Here is a 16,377-nt window from a genome sequence, read left to right as displayed (position 1 = left end):
TGTTTGACTTAAAAGCTTGTTTAGCGAGGATGGCCGCATTTTGCCGCTGAATGGCGTCGATTGGCAAGAAAAAACTCTTTGTGGAAATTACAGCAGAGATAAATCGGCGCGTAATGCCGCAATTTTCAGGCGCCCCAGATAGGTCTTTTTTACTTGTCCGTCACGCCCGATCAAAACCGTATAGGGCAATCCGCCGCTATGGTTGCCGAAGGCGCGCGCGAGTTCGGTGGCGCTCACTCCCGCTGCAAAAAGCGGATAACTGATCCGGTACTTACTGGCAAATGCAGTGATGTTGGCGGCGGAATCGATGCCGATGCCGAGCACTTGAATCCCGCGCGGAGAAATTTCTGTCTGCAGCGCCGACAGTTCCGGCATTTCATCCACGCACGGAGTGCACCAAGTGGCCCAGAAGTTGACGATCATCGGCTTGCCCCGCCATGCGGACAGGGCCTGCGGCTGGCCGTGCGCATCGGGCAGCGTTTGGGCCAGCAAGTCTTCTACCGCTGCGTTCTGCGTTGAAGCTGGGTGCAGTTCTGGCGCGAGTCTTTGGGCGCCGAAGTACACGCCGATGGCGGCAAATAATGCGCCTATGAAGATAAAAAGCGCGATGTTACGTTTCATGGCGTGTGCTTTCTGCAATCAGTGCCTGCAGCGCCGCAAGGTTGGCGCGTTCGCTCTTTGACTTGTTGCTACCGCGCAAGTCATCCGGTCCGTATATCGCCAAATGCACGCCTTCGCTGTGCCAGAGGAAGCTCAGGGTTTCAATCGGATCGCGGCTAGAGCGATGCTTGAGGCGGGGCGCTTCGGAAACCTCGAAACGGATATTCTTGTTCAACAGGAATACCGCCACATCCTTCGGGTTGTCGGTAAATAGCTGTAGATGGAGCTCGGAATGTTCGCCCGCGGTGCCGTTCAGGACCGCGCCGCTCAGATACGGATTGAATTGCGCCAGGTCTTGCATCAGGCGCAACGCCATGGTGCGCAAATGCAACAGCCGCGTCGGCTGGGCTTCACCCGAGAACAGTGCGTGGTAAATGCGCACTTCATCTTCTATTTGCGCATTATCAGGCAGGATTTCGCCGTGCACCTTGGTCTCGCCAAGAATTTGCCTGGCGGCGCGGCGTTTGGCGCTGGCGTAGTCGGCACCGTCCTGCACGATCATGCGCGCAGCGGCAGCAGCGATTTCGCCGCGCAACAGTGCGGCATCTGTTGGGTAGTTGATATCCATGGCGCGCATCATACTACTGATGGCGGCGGGCGGCGGTGGGTCGCAGCCGGCTACCGTTCGGCCGCTCAGGTAAAATCGTGGCATTCCATTTTGAAGCGGGCATCATGCATATCCATATTCTGGGCATTTGTGGCACATTCATGGGCGGTCTTGCAGTGCTGGCGAAAGAGGCCGGGCACACCGTCACCGGCTGCGACGCCAATGTTTATCCGCCCATGAGCAGTCAGCTCGAAGCGCAGGGAATCACCTTGATTCAGGGTTTCGGTCCTGAACAGATAAATTTGCAGCCGGATTTGTTCGTGGTTGGCAACGTAGTCTCGCGTGGCAACCCGCTGATGGAAGAAATTCTCAACCGCGGCTTGCCGTATACCTCCGGTCCGCAGTGGATTGGCGAGCATATTCTGCGTGACAAATGGGTGCTGGCGGTGGCCGGCACGCACGGCAAGACCACGACTTGCGCGATGCTGGCGTGGATTTTGCAGGAAGCCGGCTATGCGCCGGGTTTTCTGATCGGCGGCGTGCCGCTGAATTTCGGGATTTCCGCGCGGCTCTCGGAGCGCGGCGAGAGCTCGGATTTTTTCGTGATCGAAGCCGATGAATACGACACCGCCTTCTTTGACAAGCGCAGCAAGTTCGTCCATTACCACGCCAAAACCGCAATCCTGAACAATCTGGAATATGACCATGCCGATATTTTCCCGGATCTGGCCGCCATCGAAACCCAGTTCCACCATCTGGTGCGCACCGTGCCGGGCATTGGGCGGCTGATCGTCAATGGACGCGAAGCTTCAATGCAGCGCGTGCTGAAGCGCGGCTGCTGGAGCGAAACCGAATTCTTCGGCGTCGAACTCGGCATCGGCTGGGCCTTGCGCGAGCATGATGACGACAGTTTCGACGTGATTTTCAACGGTCACTCTCAAGGCACGGTGTGCTGGTCCCTCAGCGGCGAACATAACCGGCTCAATGCGCTGGCTGCGATTGCCGCGGCGCGCCATGTCGGCGTGCTGCCGGCGCAAGCGATTGAGGCGCTAAGCCAATTCGAGAACGTCAAGCGCCGCATGGAAGTGCGCGGCAGCGTCGGCGGCGTCACGGTAATCGACGATTTTGCGCATCACCCGACCGCAATTGCGACCACGCTGGCCGGCTTGCGCAAACGCGTCGGCAAAGCGCGCATCCTGGCGGTGCTGGAGCCGCGTTCCAACACCATGAAGCTCGGCACCATGAAGCAGGCTTTGGCCGGCAGCCTGGCCGCTGCCGATCTGATTTTCGGCTTTGGTGCGGAAAATGTGCTGGGCTGGGATCTGGCCGCAGTGCTGACGCCGCTGGGCGCAAAAGCGCGCACTTTCGCTTCGCTGGAAGCGTTGGTGTCGGCCATCGCGACAGCCGCGCAAGAGGGCGACCATATCCTGGTGATGAGCAATGGGGCTTTTGGCGGCGTGCACCAGAAGATTCTGGATGCGCTGGCACAAAATGCATCAGCATCATGATCCTGTACCTGCACGGATTTCGTTCTTCGCCGCTGTCATTCAAGGCGCAACTGTTGACCGAGCGGATGCGCGCATTGGGTCAGGCCGATGCTTATCTTTGCCCGCAATTGCCGGCTTCTCCGAGCGCGGCGGTGGCGCAGGCGCTGGCGTTGGTGCGATCCTGCCCGCCGAGTGAACTGAGCATCATCGGTTCTTCGCTGGGCGGCTATTACGCGACCTGGCTGGCTGAACAACTGGGCTGTCGGGCGGTGTTGCTGAACCCTGCAGTCAAACCGCCGCGTGATCTGGAATCGTACGTGGGCGTAACAACCGCCTTTCATACCGAGGCCCCGTTCGAATTCAAGCGCAGTTATATTGCCGAGCTCGAAGCGCTGCAAGTGGCGTCGATCAGCCGGCCCGAGCGCTATTTTCTGATCGCCGCCACTGGCGACGAAGTGCTGGATTGGCGGGAAATGGTGGCGCATTATCCCGCGGCGCGGCATCGCATCATCAACGGTAGCGACCACGGCTTGTCCGATTTCGCCCGCTACGCCGGCCAGGTGCTGGCGTTTTGCGGTGTGGCGGTTCCGCGCTGATGTCGGGTCGTCGCACCGTCGCCGACTGGGTCGCGCATGCGAATGGAGTCAATCCGTCGCCATCGATGCGCGCCTGGCTGACTGACCGGGCTTCATTGACTGCCAAACTGACAGCGCGCTGCACGCAGTTCCGGGTGCGGCGATTGGCGCAGCGGCAGGCGGTCTGCCTGAATGATGAATATGCGCCAATCGGCTTGCACTGTCCGCGCAAGGTGATCGAACGCGACGTGTTGCTGCAATGCGATGGTCAGCCGATGGTGTTTGCCCATACCATCGTGCGGCTGGAGGCAACGGCGACGCAGTGGCCGCTGTTTCGCGGTCTGGGCGAGCGTTCTCTGGGCACCACCTTGTTCGGCGACCCTGGCGTGTTGCGCGGCACGCTGGAATATGCCCGTTTGCATCCGCAGCATCCGCTGGTGCGCCGCGCCTGTGCGGCAATGGCGATTGATGCGCCGCTGCAAACACATGCACTTGCTGCGCCGTTGTTTGCGCGCCGTTGCCTGTATCGGCGTCGTGGCGGTGTGCTGCTGGTGACTGAACTCTTTTTGCCTGCGATTGCAACTCTATGTAATATTAAATTATAGGGAGTATGTTGTTAAAGTAATGCTTTTCCGCATATATATAGTGTGTTTTTAAAAATACATGTTGTAGTATTTACTTAAGATAAACTGGTGCCACTGGTGCCGGTTTGATACGGCATTTAATCAGCATTTATCCATAAAGCGATTCATGAATCTATTTTTCGAAGAATCCGGCGATTTCAAAGCCGGTCACGTCCTTTCTCACACCGGCGAATCGTATCAAGTCGAATTGCCCAGCGGCAAACGCAGCAAGGTGCGGGCCAAGGATGTGCTGCTGCAGTTCGAATCACCGACCGCCGCCGAATTGCTGACCGAAGCGCATCTGGCGGCGGAAGATCTGGATCTGGATTTTTTGTGGGAAGTCGCCGGCACCGAAGAATTCGGGTTTGCCGAACTGGGCGGCGAATACTTCGGCCATGCGCCCACACCGGGCGAGGCCGCCGGCTTGCTGATGAAATTGCACGCAGCGCCGATTTATTTCCACAAAAAAGGCAAGGGCCGTTACAAGGCTGCGCCGCAAGCGTCGCTGCAAGCGGCGCAGGCTGGCATCGAGAAAAAGCGTTTGCAGTCGCTGTTGCAGGCGCAGTATGTCGAGGAATTGAAAGCCGGCCAGTTGCCGGATGCGATGCAAGCGCTGGTGCGCCAACTATTGTTCAAGCCGGATAAAAATTCGCTCGAATACAAAGCGCTGGACGCCGCCTGTAACGATTTGCACACCAGCGCGCCGCGTCTGATGCTGGCGTGCGGCGGCATCAAATCCGCCAAAGAATTGCACATGAGCAAATTTTTGCTGGAAAATTTTCCCAAAGGCACCGGCTTCGCGCCATTAGCAGTGCCTGCCATGCCGGAGTTGCCGGTGGCCGATGTGCAGGCTTTCTCGATCGACGACGTTACCACCACCGAAATCGACGATGCTTTTTCTCTACAAACCTTGGACAACGGTCTGGTGCGGATCGGCATCCATATCGCCGCGCCGGGACTGGGGATTCGCCCGGACGATGCGATCGATGCGATTGCGCGCCAGCGCATGTCTACCGTCTACATGCCGGGCGACAAGATCACGATGTTGCCGGACGAATTGGTGCAAGCCTTCACGCTGGGCGCCGGCCAAACCCGTCCGGCATTGTCCTTGTACGCCACCGTCGATACTGCGGACTGGTCGGTAATAGCCACCGAGTCGCGCGCCGAAGCGGTGCCAATGGTGTCGAATCTGCGCTTGAACGACCTCGATAGCTTGGTCACCGAAGAAGCTTTGGCGGCGGGTGAGGGCGAGTATCCGCACAAGGCGGAACTGGCCGTGTTGTGGCAATGGGCGCAAGCGCTGGAACAGGGTCGCATGGCCAAGCGCGAGAGTTTTGGCCTGAGGCCGGAGCAAAACAACCGGGTCGATTTCAATTTTTACGTCGAAGACGATGTGGTCAGCGTGGTGCGTCGCAAGCGCGGCGCGCCGCTCGACAAGATCGTGGCCGAACTGATGATCTTCGCCAACAGCCGTTGGGGCAAGATGCTGCATGAGCATGGCGTGCCGGGCATTTATCGCGCTCAGGGCGGCGGCTCCGGCAATGGCTGGGCGGCAAAAATGCAGGTGCGCATGGTCACGCACGCCGCGCCGCATCAGGGTTTGGGCGTCGATCAATATGCATGGAGCACGTCGCCGCTGCGCCGGTATACCGATCTGGTCAATCAGTGGCAGCTTCTGGCTTGCGTGCAACATGGCGTTACCGCGCCGATGGTGGCGCCCTTCAAGCAGCGCGATGCCAGTTTGTTTGCGATCGTTTCGGCGTTTGAAACCGCCTATGCAGCGTACGGCGATTTTCAGTCGAACATGGAGCGCTACTGGTGCCTGCGCTGGCTGGGGCAGGAAAATAACCGGCAGGTCGAAGCTGTGGTGCTGAAAGATGAAATTTTCCGCCTGGTCGATATTCCGCTGGTGATCCGGCTCTCAGGCACGGAGCCGATGGCGCGCGGCGCGCAAGTCCGGCTCGATCTGATCGGCTGGGACGAGGTCGATTTGACGGTGGAAGCGCGCCTGCTGGAAGTAATTGCGGTGCCTGGTGCTGGCATCGTGACGGAAGAGGAAGATGAAATGAGCGACACCGAGGCTGAAACCGATGTTGCCAGCGGCGAGCAAGCGGCTGCCATCGAGAGCGACAGTGTGCAGCAACAAGCCGCGGCTGAGGTAGGGTCAGATGCAGATGCCGACAAGAGCGCATTGGCAGAATGAGGTATGTGATGTATGCGCATTTTCAGATGCGGTCGCGCTGGCGCGGCGGGTGCCGTAAAATCCCCATTCTTTGCCACTCAATACTCCGCTATTCGTGAAATTTTTCGATAAATTTACCCCGTTCTCGTTGGCTATCGCCGTGTCGGTGCTGCTGCATGGCGCTTTGCTGGCGGTGAATTTCGCCGCGCCGCAAGCGCTGCGCTTTAAGCCGGCCGACCCCGGTCTGGAAGTGATTTTGGTCAATGCCCGTCACGACAAGGCACCGCTCAAGGCTGAGGCGCTGGCGCAAGCCAACCTGGATGGCGGCGGCAATGCCGACAAGGGCCGCGCCAAATCGCCATTGCCGGATTTGCATAAAACCGAGGATGGCCAGAGCATGAAGGCGGCCCAGCGCAAGCAGGTGGAGTTGGAAGTGCAGCAAAAAAAACTGATGACCCAACTGCAGAAGAAGGACAGCGTATTCCAGGTGCCGGCGCAAAAAGACAAGGGCAAACCACAGGAAACGCCGCCGCAGCCGCAGGGCACCGATTTGCTTGACAGCGCCAAGGTCATTGCGCGCATGGAGGCGGAAATCGCCAAGAATATCGAAGACTATAACAAGCGGCCGAAGCGCACCCAGATCACGCCGAGCACGCGTGGCGTCGGCTATGCGATGTATTACAAGGCGCTGCAAGAACGCATCGAAAAAATCGGCACCCTGAATTTCCCGCAGAAAAATGGCAAGAAGCTGTATGGCGAATTGACCGTCTCGATCCCGGTATTCCAGGACGGCAGCATTTTCGAGCGGGATGGCGGACCGCGCATCGAGCGCAGTTCCGGCAACCCCGACCTCGACAGCGCCACGCTGGCGATTGTCCGTCGTTCCGCGCCTTTCGGCCGCTTTCCCGACAATATGCGCAGCGTCGGCAAGGACGACTTGTGGGAAGTCATCGCCCGCTTCAAATTCACCCGCGAAGAAGCGCTGGAAACCGTGCTAACCGCGCCTGCCAGTTAAATTTTATGACTGCATCATGACTGATCAATACGTCGTCATCGGCAATCCGATAGCGCACAGCAAATCGCCCGAGATTCACGCCCGCTTTGCCCGGCAGACCGGGCAAGACATCGACTACCGGCGCTTGCTGGCGCCGCTCGACGGTTTCGCGCAAACCGTGGTGGCCTTCGTTGCCGCCGGCGGCAAGGGGGCGAATGTGACGGTGCCCTTCAAGCTCGAAGCGTTTGCGCTGGCAACGCGCTTGAGCGCGCGCGCGCAAGCGGCCGGCGCGGTCAATACGCTGCAGTTCAAAGATGGCGCGATTGTGGGCGACAACACCGACGGCGTCGGGTTGGTGGCTGACATCGTGCGCAATGCCGGGGTGCCGCTGGCCGGCCGGCGCATCCTGTTGCTGGGGGCGGGCGGGGCCGCACGCGGCGTGATTTTGCCGCTATTGCAGCAGGCCCCGACTGCGTTGGTGATTGCCAATCGCACTGGCGCCAAAGCGGGTGCGCTGGCGCAGCAGTTCGCCGCCGATGGACCGATTCTGGCGTGTGATTTCGCCGATCTGGCAGGGCCGTTCGACATCGTCATCAATGCCACCGCGGCCAGCCTGTCGGCTGCGCTGCCGCCGATTAGGCCCGGCGTCTTCGGTCATGCCACTTTTGCCTATGACCTGATGTACAGCAAACAGCCGACCGTCTTCATGCGCTTTGCCGCCCAGCACGGCGCTGCGGTGCGCGATGGTTTGGGCATGCTGGTCGAGCAGGCGGCGGAATCGTTCTTGCTCTGGCGCGGCGTGCGGCCCGATACCGCCGCCGTGTTGGCGCAACTGCAATCCCAATTGCAGGCTTGAGCTGGCGTCTGTATGAAGAAATTGCGCAAATATTTGTGGTGGCTGCTGCTGACGCCATTCTTGCTGATCCTGTTGCTGCAACTGTATTACTTTGCGCAAATCGGCCTGTGGGTCGTGTTTAATCCTTCATCCACCAGCTTCATGCATGCGCAACTGGCGCAGTTGCAGGAAAAAAATCCGAACGTCGTCCTCAAGCAGCAATGGGTGCCATACCAGCGGATTTCGAAGAATCTCAAGCGCGCGATCATCGTCTCGGAAGATGCGCTGTTTGCCGAACATCAGGGCGTCGATTGGGACGCTCTGGAAAAAGCCTATCTGAAAAATACCCGCAAAGGCCGGGTGGTGGCCGGCGGTTCGACCATTACCCAGCAATTGGCAAAAAACTTGTTCCTGTCGGGCAGTCGCAGCTATTTCCGCAAGGCGCAGGAACTGGTGATCACGTACATGCTGGAATTCTGGATGAGCAAGGAACGCATTTTCGAGATTTATCTGAACGTGGTCGAATGGGGCAGCGGCGTGTTCGGGGCAGAAGCCGCCGCCCGTCATTACTACGGTACTTCCGCGGCCAATCTGAGCGCCAGCCAAGCTGCAAAGTTGGCGGTGATGCTGCCCAATCCGCGCTTTTACGACAGCCATCGCGGCTCCGCATATCTGGCGCAGCGCACCCGCCTGATTTTGCGCCGGATGGGTTCGGCGGAACTGCCTTGAAGCAAGCTAATACAACGAAATACAACGCTGAAATCAGATTATCATCGGCCCGGTGAATACGCTTGCTAGCCGGTTTCGATGTCAGTACACTTGCGCTGTTTTTATCCCGCAGGTTGTGCAATAGGCTTGTCATCAGGTCGTCACTGCGCCAGTTTATAGTCGCGTTCTTTTTGCGCTACCGTGTTCGGGCGGCGATTTGTAGCCCGCCTGGTCGTTCCAATCCGATTTAGTTACAGTATGTGTTGCGCGTATATGTGCGTCGTGCGCGCGGTGGGCGCGGCGGCATGACTGGGAGAATTTATGATTAATGCATTCGTTTTGCAAAATGGCCGGCTCAGCCAGGTATATATCGACACGCGCGCCGATCTGGCCAGTATCGAACCGGTCTGGGTTGACCTGACCGACACCAACGATGAAGAGCGGGCCTGGATCAAAAGCATCTATCAAGTCACCTTGCCGGGCGAAGACGAGGTCAAGGATATCGAGGCCTCGGCACGTTATTACGATGCGGAAAACGGCGATCTGCATTTGCGCACCGATTTCCTGATCGAGGAAGAAGAAGGGCCGTCGCGCAGCGTCACGGTGGCTTTCATCCTGACCAAGAACATGCTGTTTTCAGTCCACAACGACGATTTGCCGGTATTCCGGCTGGTGCGCATGCGAGCCCGTTCGCGCCCCGGCTCGATTGAGGATTTCAAGGATGTGCTGCTTGATCTGTTCGCCACCGACGCCGAGTATTCAGCCGATGCGCTGGAAGGGATTTACCTGAATCTGGAGGATGTCAGCCGGCGTGTGCTGCAAAAGGAATTTACCGATCAGGACGCGGCTGCCACGCTGAATGCGATTGCGCAAGAGGAGGATTTGAACGGACGCATCCGGCGCAACATGATGGACACGCGGCGCGCGGTCAGTTTCCTGATGCGCGGTCGACTGCTGAATGCCGACCAGTTCGAGGAATCGCGCCAGATTTTGCGTGATATCGAATCGCTGGACGGCCATACCTCTTTTCTGTTCGACAAGATCAACTTCCTGATGGATGCCACCGTCGGTCTGATCAATATCAACCAGAACAAGATCATCAAAATCTTCTCGGTCGCCAGCGTCGCTTTCCTGCCGCCGACTTTGATCGCCAGCATTTACGGCATGAATTTCAAGGGCTGGTTTCCCGAGTTGGAATGGAATTTCGGTTATCCGTTTTCGCTGACGCTGATGCTGGCTTCGGCGATTACGCCATTCTGGTATTTCAGACGCCGCGGCTGGCTCCGGTGAGTGCCGGAAGATAATATAAAAAACAGGGAGTATATGTATTTTTATGGCAATTCCCGCATTAACTTATTGCGGAACATAAAAATACATATTGCAGTATAGATGGTGCTGAAAGAGCATCTCTAGCGCCTTTGTCGAGGGCTGGAGATGCTCGTGCGCTATCAGGCCAGTTGCGCGAAGGCTGTGCGTGCAGCGGCGATGGTGGCGTCGATTACTGCGTCATCATGTCGCGCCGAGACAAAGCCGGCTTCAAAAGCAGCCGGAGCGAAGTACACGCCGGCGTCCAGCATCGCGTGGAAGAAGAGATTGAACTTGTCCTTGTCGCCAGCCATGATTTCGGCATAGCTGGTTGGTACCGCGGCAGAAAAATACATGCCAAACATGCCGCCGACCGAGTCTGCGCAGAAGCTCACGCCCACTTCTTTGGCCGCTGCCGTCAAACCTTGCACCAGTTTGGTTGTTTGCGCTCCGAGCGATTCATAGAAACCGGGCGCTTGAATCAGTTTTAGCGTGGTCATGCCAGCGGCGACGGCCACCGGATTGCCCGACAGGGTGCCGGCCTGATACACCGCGCCGATGGGCGCCATCTGTTGCATCAGATCGGCACGGCCGCCGAAAGCCGCCACCGGCAAGCCGCCGCCGATGACTTTGCCCAGCGCAGTCAAATCCGGCGTGATGCCATGCAGCGCTTGTGCGCCACCGAGCGCAACCCGAAAGCCCGACATCACTTCATCGAAAATCAGCACCGTGCCGTATTCGGTGCACAGGCGGCGCAGCGTGTGCAGGAATTCGGAGCTGGCGCGCACCAGATTCATGTTGCCGGCGACCGGCTCGATAATCACGCAGGCGATGTCATGACCGATCGACTTGAACGTCTCTTCCAGTTGCTGGCTATTGTTGTAGTCCAGCACCAGCGTGTGCTTGATGAAATCTTCCGGTACGCCGGCCGAAGTCGGGTTGCCGAAGGTCAGCAAGCCGCTGCCGGCCTTGACCAGCAAGGAGTCGGCGTGGCCGTGATAACAGCCTTCAAATTTAATGATCTTGTCGCGTCCGGTCGCGCCACGCGCCAGCCGCAATGCGCTCATGGTGGCTTCGGTGCCGCTCGATACCAGTCGCACTTGTTCGATCGACGGCACCAGACGGCAGATTTCTTCGGCCATCAGCACTTCGCCTTCGGTCGGCGCGCCGAAGCTCAAGCCGCGCGCTGCCGCCTGCTGCACCGCCTTGACTACTTCGGGATGCGCATGGCCGACGATGGCCGGGCCCCAGGAACCGATGTAATCGATATAGCGCTGGTCGTCGGCATCCCAGAAATAGGGGCCTTCGGCGCGGGTGATGAAGCGCGGCGTGCCGCCCACCGAGCGGAATGCGCGCACCGGGGAATTGACGCCGCCGGGCGTAGTCAGTTGGGCGCGCGCAAATAAGTCTTGGTTTTTGGAGGTCATGGCAAACAGTCGGTTAAGGGTGGAAAGTAGCAGGTGGAAAGTAGCAGGTGGAAAGTAGCGTGAAAATAGTGTTGCGTAGTGTCGATCAAGGTTGTTGCAGGCCGGATTCCCTGGCCCAGAAGAAGCGATCCGGGACCAGTTTGCCCATGCCGATGCGCAGCGCGTGGGACAGTGCTGCCATGGTGAATTCCTGCGCTTCAAGCGCCGCTTCCGGCACCTCCAGGCGATTGGCCAGCATCGCTGCAATCGCAGCGGAGAGAGTCGATCCGGCGCCGGAAAAAGCGCCCGGCAGGCGCTGCCAGACATCGTGGCGCACCACGCCGGAGTCACTGTATAACGTGTTGGCGACATCGCCCAAATCGCAGGGCGTGCCGGTCAGGAACAGGTGCTGGCAGCCGAATGCGATGGTTTCGCCGACGTCAGCAGCCAGCATGTCGGCTCCGCTTGGCGCCCGCCAGGTTTCCGCCAACTGGTTCAGTTCGGTGACGGAAGCCAGAAACAAAGTGGTTTGCGGCAGCAGCAATTCGCGCATCGCCAGCAGCATGTCCTCGCCTCCCATGCCCTGATCCGGCATCAGGGAAATGAAGGGATCGAGAATGAGCGGGATATCGGGATAGTCGGAGGCAATTTCGGCAATCGCCCTGATGTTTTCTGCGTTACCCAGCGCGCCCACCTTGAAAGCGGCAATCGGCATGTCTTCGAGTACCATGCGGGCCTGGTCCATGACCCAATCAACTTCGATATGCTGGATGTCTTCGATGCGCGTGGTGTCGCTGATCAGAAGCGCGGTAACCACGGATGCGCCGTGGCACCCCATCGCCGCAAACGTAGCCAAGTCAGCCTGGATGCCGATGGCGCCGACCGGGTCGGAAGCGCCAAAAGTTAATATGAGCGGGGAAGTTTGGTTTTGCACGACAGGGGGATTAATATAGCTGATTTTGTATTTTACTAGATGGGGTGTCAGCTGTGAGCAACAAAGAAGAATTCAAGACGTGGATGTGCTTGATTTGTGGCTGGGTCTATGACGAGGCGCAGGGTTTGCCGGAGGAAGGCATTGCTGCAGGCACGCGCTGGGATGACGTCCCGATGAACTGGACCTGCCCGGAATGCGGCGCGCGCAAGGAAGATTTCGAGATGGTCGCACTCTGAACGGCATTATCGCGCGCCCTATTTTGGCGGGTGCCAGCAATGCTTGCCACCTGAATTTTGCCACCTAAATAATGTCCGGTGGCAAATCAACATCCCAAATTCACCGCTTTGAAATGTATTGTTTTAAAGCACCTCATTTTTTGTTACAGTTGGGCAGAATTTCCAATTGGCTGGGTGGGGTGGCATCATGACAACAACGTTACAGGATGGCAATTTGAAAATCATGGTGATTGATGACAGCAGCACCATTCGTCGTTCCGCAGAGATATTTTTGGGGCAGGCCGGCTATCAGGTGATTCTGGCCGGGGATGGCTTCGATGCACTGGCGAAAGTCAACGATCACCAGCCGGCGCTGATTTTTTGCGACATTCTGATGCCCCGGCTGGATGGCTACCAAACCTGCGCACTGATCAAAAAAAGCGCCAAATTCCACGCCATACCGGTCGTCATGCTGTCGTCGAAAGATGGCTTGTTCGATCGTGCGCGGGGGGCGATGGTCGGCTCCTCCGAATACCTGACCAAGCCGTTCACCAAGGATAGTTTATTAAAAACGGTGCGCGACCTTACCGCGCAAACTGCAGATCAGCCAACTTCGAAGCAGGAAATGTAAAGATGACCATTCAAAAAATTCTGATTGTCGACGATTCGGCAACCCAGCGCTACTTCCTTACCGACATCCTGGCCAAGAATGGATTTTCAGTATCCACCGCCGAGAATGGCGACGATGCGTTATTGATGATCAAGGCCGACAAGCCGCAGTTGATCCTGATGGATGTAGTGATGCCCGGAAAAAACGGTTTCCAGGTGACCCGCTCGATTGCCCGCGATCCGGAAACTCAGGATATCCCGATCATCATCTGCACCAGCAAGGATCAGGAGACCGACCGTATCTGGGGTTTGCGGCAGGGCGCGCGCGACTACCTGGTCAAGCCGATCAATGCGCAGGAACTGTTGTCCAAAATCGCTGCACTAGGCTAAACCTGTTTTTATGAGCCAACCTTCGATGCCTCGCATGCAGGCGCAATCCGCCGGCAAGCAGGAGCCGCTTGCGCGCCGGACCCGCTTGCGTGAATTTCAGGCGCAGCTGGCGCAACGGGTGCAAGCCGCGCAAAACAGCACGGAAAGCAATCTCAATCAGCTAGGCGTAATGCTGGGAGACACGCACTGCCTGTTCGATTTGCAGCAGACCAGTGAAGTCATGCCGGTGCGCTCGATCACCAAAGTCCCGCTGACGCAGGACTGGTATCTAGGCTTGTCGAGCATCCGCGGCAATCTGGTGGGTGTGATCGATCTTTCCCGCTTTCTGGGTTATGCGGGCACCGCGATTGATGCGGAGTGCCGGATCATCGTTTTATCGCATGCACTGTCGCTGCATGGCGGCTTGCTGGTACCGCGCGTGCTGGGCCTGCGCAATCCGCAGCAGATGACGCCCGAGCCCGATCAGGTATCCGAGTTGTCGCCTTGGCCCTGGGTTGGGCAGCGCTACCGTGATGCGCAATCCCAGCTCTGGACGCAGGTCGATCTGACCGCGCTGGTGCAGGATTCCCGCTTCTTACAAATAGGTTTATGAGCGACCGGCGCAGGCGTTGCTGCGCATGCCGGTCGCCTCTTCATTGGCAATAGGAGATTTCTTCATGGCGTTCAAAAACCCTTTCCTTTCTTCAAAGGAAGAGAATCTGCAGCAGGACGCTGTGGTGCTCGGTGCAATCCAGGTGCCGGCAAGCGGCGGCAGCAGTGGACTGGAGCGCTTGCTCGATGTCACGCTACCCCTGATCGGCCATCTGGCCCCGCAAAGGCAAATTCGCCTGCTGCTGATTTCGGTAGGCGCCGCGCTGCTGTTGAGCGCATTTTTTGTCTGGTACAGCGTGAACAGCTGGGCGCAAAGTGCAACCCAGACCCAGATCGCCGGCGATGCTCTGATGCACTCGCAGCGTATCGGCAAGGCAGCGCCGAACGCGATCCAGGGCAATCGGGAGGCGTTCAAGCAATTGGAAGACAGTCGGCGCGAACTCAGCAGGGATTTGAAATTGCTGGCTAATGGCGGTAATTATCTGGGCTCGAAAATCAGGTTGCCGGACGCCATAGTCGTGCCCGGCATCAAGGAAAGCCTGAAAATGTGGACTAATTCGGAACAGGCTGCCGACACCATCCTGAAACTGAAGAAAGAACTGACAGGTTTCGGCGCTACCCTGGAAAGCCTGAACCGCCTGTCGCCGGTGATGCTTGAGCTGGCCGAGCAAATTGCTGCGCTGAAGGTGCAAGCCGGCGCCGCTCCGCACGAAATCCTGACCACCGGCCAATTGATGATGCTGACCCAGCGCCTGGAGCGCAGTGCCGGCGAATTCCTGACCTCCGAAGGCGTCAACCCGGAAACCGCTTTTTTGCTGGGAAAAGACACCAATACTTTCCGCGACATTGTCGACGGTTTTTTGAACGGTAGCGATGTGCTCAAACTGACTGCCAACAAGGACCCGGAAATACGCGCAAGGCTGACCGAATTGCAAAAAGTGTTTGCCGAATATCAGCTATCGGTTGCTTCGATTCTCGGCAATCTGCAGAATTTCATTGCAGCCAAACAGGCCGAACAATTGCTGTTCAATGAAAATGAAACCCTGAAACAGCGTATCGGCAGTTTGCAGACCACCTTCCGGGCCGAACAGGACGATTGGGGTTGGCCGTTCTGGATGTTGCTCGTGAGCGCCTTTGTGGCCTTGTTCGCGGCGGCCGGGGTGGCCTTGATGTTGCTGCAGGATAGCCGCAGCCGCGCGCGTGAAGCTGAGGCGCGCCGGCAGGAAGCGGAACGGCAGCAGCATCTGGCGCAGAGCCAGGAAGAGCGTGCGAAAAGCAGCAACGACCAGAATCAGGCGGCCATTTTGCGCTTGATGAATGAATTGCAGGAGGTGGCCGACGGCGACTTGACGGTGCAGGCCACGGTGTCGGAAGACATCACCGGCGCAATTGCCGACTCGGTCAATTACACCGTGGAAGAGCTGCGCTTGCTGGTTGGGCGGGTAACCAATACCGCCGAACAGGTGACTTCGGCGTCGAATCAGGCGCAAAGCGTGTCAGCCGACTTGCTGCTGATGTCGCAGCAGCAATCGCGTGAAATTGAAAATGCCGGCCAGTCGATATTGCAGATGGCAGAGCAGATTACCGATGTGTCGCGCTCGGCGAACCAGTCTGCCGATGTGGCGCGGCAGTCGGTGGCAGCTGCGCAGCAGGGTTCGAAAGCAGTGGAAAATGCGATCAAGGGCATGACCGAGATCCGCGAGCAAATTCAGGAAACCTCCAAGCGCCTCAAGCGCCTGGGTGAATCTTCGCAAGAGATCGGCGAGATTACCGAGTTAATTTCCGACATTACCGAACAGACCAACGTGCTGGCACTGAATGCTGCGATTCAGGCGGCCTCGGCCGGCGAAGCCGGGCGCGGCTTCTCGGTGGTGGCGGAAGAAGTGCAGCGCCTGGCTGAACGTTCCGGAGCGGCAACCAAGCAGATCGGCGCGCTGGTGCGCACCATTCAGACCGATACCTTCGACGCGGTCGCCGCGATGGAGCAATCGACGCAGGGCGTGGTGGAAGGCGCCAAACTGTCGGATGCGGCCGGCGCCGCACTGACCGACATCAGTCGCGTCTCGAACCGGCTGGCCGAGCTGATTCAGGGCATTTCGTATGAAACCGAACAACAGGCGACCTCTGCCAACAGCGTGGCGCAAACCATCCAGCACATCCTCGCGGTGACCGAGCAGACCAAAGGCGGCACGCAGCAGACCGCGCAGTCGATCCAGGAACTGTCTGTGCTGGCCGAAGAACTCAAAAACTCGGTGTCGCGCTTCCGCGTGGCGGCCTGATCCACTTCTTCGAGCCGGGCAGTGCCCGGCTTCATAC

Annotated in this window: 17 protein-coding genes; 13 read left to right on the top strand and 4 right to left on the bottom strand. The window is 58.2% G+C overall.

Annotated elements, in window-relative coordinates:
- Positions 1-87 precede the first annotated feature (87 nt).
- Positions 88-621 carry a TlpA disulfide reductase family protein gene (locus KGFNPO_RS13610; protein ID WP_472631781.1) on the bottom strand — a complete coding sequence of 178 codons (534 nt, stop codon included), beginning with the start codon at positions 619-621 and terminating at the stop codon, positions 88-90.
- On the bottom strand, positions 611-1,228 hold the full coding sequence (locus KGFNPO_RS13605; protein WP_472634485.1) for a hypothetical protein: 618 nt from the start codon (positions 1,226-1,228) through the stop codon (positions 611-613). Before KGFNPO_RS13605 ends, KGFNPO_RS13610 begins: the two co-directional genes overlap by 11 nt.
- Before the next feature lie 104 nt (positions 1,229-1,332).
- Here KGFNPO_RS13605 and mpl point away from each other — a divergent pair, with 104 nt between their 5' ends.
- The 8 genes from mpl to corA all read left to right on the top strand — a co-directional run bounded on the left by mpl (position 1,333) and on the right by corA (position 9,901).
- Complete coding sequence (mpl, locus tag KGFNPO_RS13600; protein ID WP_472634484.1) at positions 1,333-2,715, top strand: UDP-N-acetylmuramate:L-alanyl-gamma-D-glutamyl-meso-diaminopimelate ligase; 1,383 nt, start codon at positions 1,333-1,335, stop codon at positions 2,713-2,715.
- Positions 2,712-3,290 carry a YqiA/YcfP family alpha/beta fold hydrolase gene (locus KGFNPO_RS13595; protein WP_472631780.1) on the top strand — a complete coding sequence of 193 codons (579 nt, stop codon included), beginning with the start codon at positions 2,712-2,714 and terminating at the stop codon, positions 3,288-3,290. The genes mpl and KGFNPO_RS13595 overlap by 4 nt, the downstream gene beginning before the upstream one ends.
- Positions 3,290-3,874: a chorismate--pyruvate lyase family protein gene (locus KGFNPO_RS13590; RefSeq protein ID WP_472631779.1), complete on the top strand. Its 585-nt coding sequence runs from the start codon at positions 3,290-3,292 to the stop codon at positions 3,872-3,874. Before KGFNPO_RS13595 ends, KGFNPO_RS13590 begins: the two co-directional genes overlap by 1 nt.
- A 145-nt stretch (positions 3,875-4,019) precedes the next feature.
- The gene (locus KGFNPO_RS13585) at positions 4,020-6,095 is read left to right on the top strand and encodes a ribonuclease catalytic domain-containing protein (RefSeq protein ID WP_472631778.1); all 2,076 of its coding nucleotides are present in this window, start codon (positions 4,020-4,022) and stop codon (positions 6,093-6,095) included.
- A 70-nt stretch (positions 6,096-6,165) separates the two neighbouring features.
- Positions 6,166-7,089 carry a TonB C-terminal domain-containing protein gene (locus KGFNPO_RS13580; RefSeq protein ID WP_472631777.1) on the top strand — a complete coding sequence of 308 codons (924 nt, stop codon included), beginning with the start codon at positions 6,166-6,168 and terminating at the stop codon, positions 7,087-7,089.
- Between the two features lie 16 nt (positions 7,090-7,105).
- Positions 7,106-7,924, top strand: coding sequence for a shikimate dehydrogenase (gene aroE, locus KGFNPO_RS13575; RefSeq protein WP_472631776.1), 819 nt, complete (start codon positions 7,106-7,108; stop codon positions 7,922-7,924).
- Positions 7,925-7,936: 12 nt separating this feature from the next.
- On the top strand, positions 7,937-8,632 hold the full coding sequence (gene mtgA, locus KGFNPO_RS13570; RefSeq protein ID WP_472631774.1) for a monofunctional biosynthetic peptidoglycan transglycosylase: 696 nt from the start codon (positions 7,937-7,939) through the stop codon (positions 8,630-8,632).
- 300 nt (positions 8,633-8,932) lie between these two features.
- Positions 8,933-9,901: a magnesium/cobalt transporter CorA gene (gene corA, locus KGFNPO_RS13565; protein ID WP_472631773.1), complete on the top strand. Its 969-nt coding sequence runs from the start codon at positions 8,933-8,935 to the stop codon at positions 9,899-9,901.
- A 158-nt stretch (positions 9,902-10,059) separates the two neighbouring features.
- Here corA and hemL read toward each other — a convergent pair whose 3' ends face one another.
- On the bottom strand, positions 10,060-11,343 hold the full coding sequence (gene hemL, locus KGFNPO_RS13560; RefSeq protein ID WP_472631772.1) for a glutamate-1-semialdehyde 2,1-aminomutase: 1,284 nt from the start codon (positions 11,341-11,343) through the stop codon (positions 10,060-10,062).
- 85 nt (positions 11,344-11,428) lie between these two features.
- On the bottom strand, positions 11,429-12,256 hold the full coding sequence (thiD, locus tag KGFNPO_RS13555) for a bifunctional hydroxymethylpyrimidine kinase/phosphomethylpyrimidine kinase (RefSeq protein WP_472631771.1): 828 nt from the start codon (positions 12,254-12,256) through the stop codon (positions 11,429-11,431).
- An 83-nt stretch (positions 12,257-12,339) separates the two neighbouring features.
- Between thiD and KGFNPO_RS13550 the strand changes: the two genes are divergently transcribed.
- The 5 genes from KGFNPO_RS13550 to KGFNPO_RS13530 all read left to right on the top strand — a co-directional run bounded on the left by KGFNPO_RS13550 (position 12,340) and on the right by KGFNPO_RS13530 (position 16,340).
- Complete coding sequence (locus KGFNPO_RS13550; RefSeq protein WP_472634483.1) at positions 12,340-12,492, top strand: rubredoxin; 153 nt, start codon at positions 12,340-12,342, stop codon at positions 12,490-12,492.
- Positions 12,493-12,679: 187 nt separating this feature from the next.
- On the top strand, positions 12,680-13,102 hold the full coding sequence (locus KGFNPO_RS13545) for a response regulator (protein WP_472631770.1): 423 nt from the start codon (positions 12,680-12,682) through the stop codon (positions 13,100-13,102).
- A 2-nt stretch (positions 13,103-13,104) separates the two neighbouring features.
- A complete protein-coding gene (locus KGFNPO_RS13540; protein WP_472631769.1) occupies positions 13,105-13,470 on the top strand; it encodes a response regulator transcription factor in 366 nt (121 codons plus the stop codon).
- 10 nt (positions 13,471-13,480) lie between these two features.
- Positions 13,481-14,062, top strand: coding sequence for a chemotaxis protein CheW (locus KGFNPO_RS13535; RefSeq protein WP_472631768.1), 582 nt, complete (start codon positions 13,481-13,483; stop codon positions 14,060-14,062).
- A gap of 64 nt (positions 14,063-14,126) precedes the next feature.
- Entirely contained in the window at positions 14,127-16,340 is a 2,214-nt protein-coding gene (locus tag KGFNPO_RS13530; RefSeq protein WP_472631767.1) for a methyl-accepting chemotaxis protein, read from the top strand.
- The last annotated feature ends 37 nt before the right edge of the window (positions 16,341-16,377 follow it).

This window comes from Gelidimonas diazotrophica, from assembly GCF_055694025.1.
This window is presented reverse-complemented; position numbering and strand designations above follow the sequence as displayed.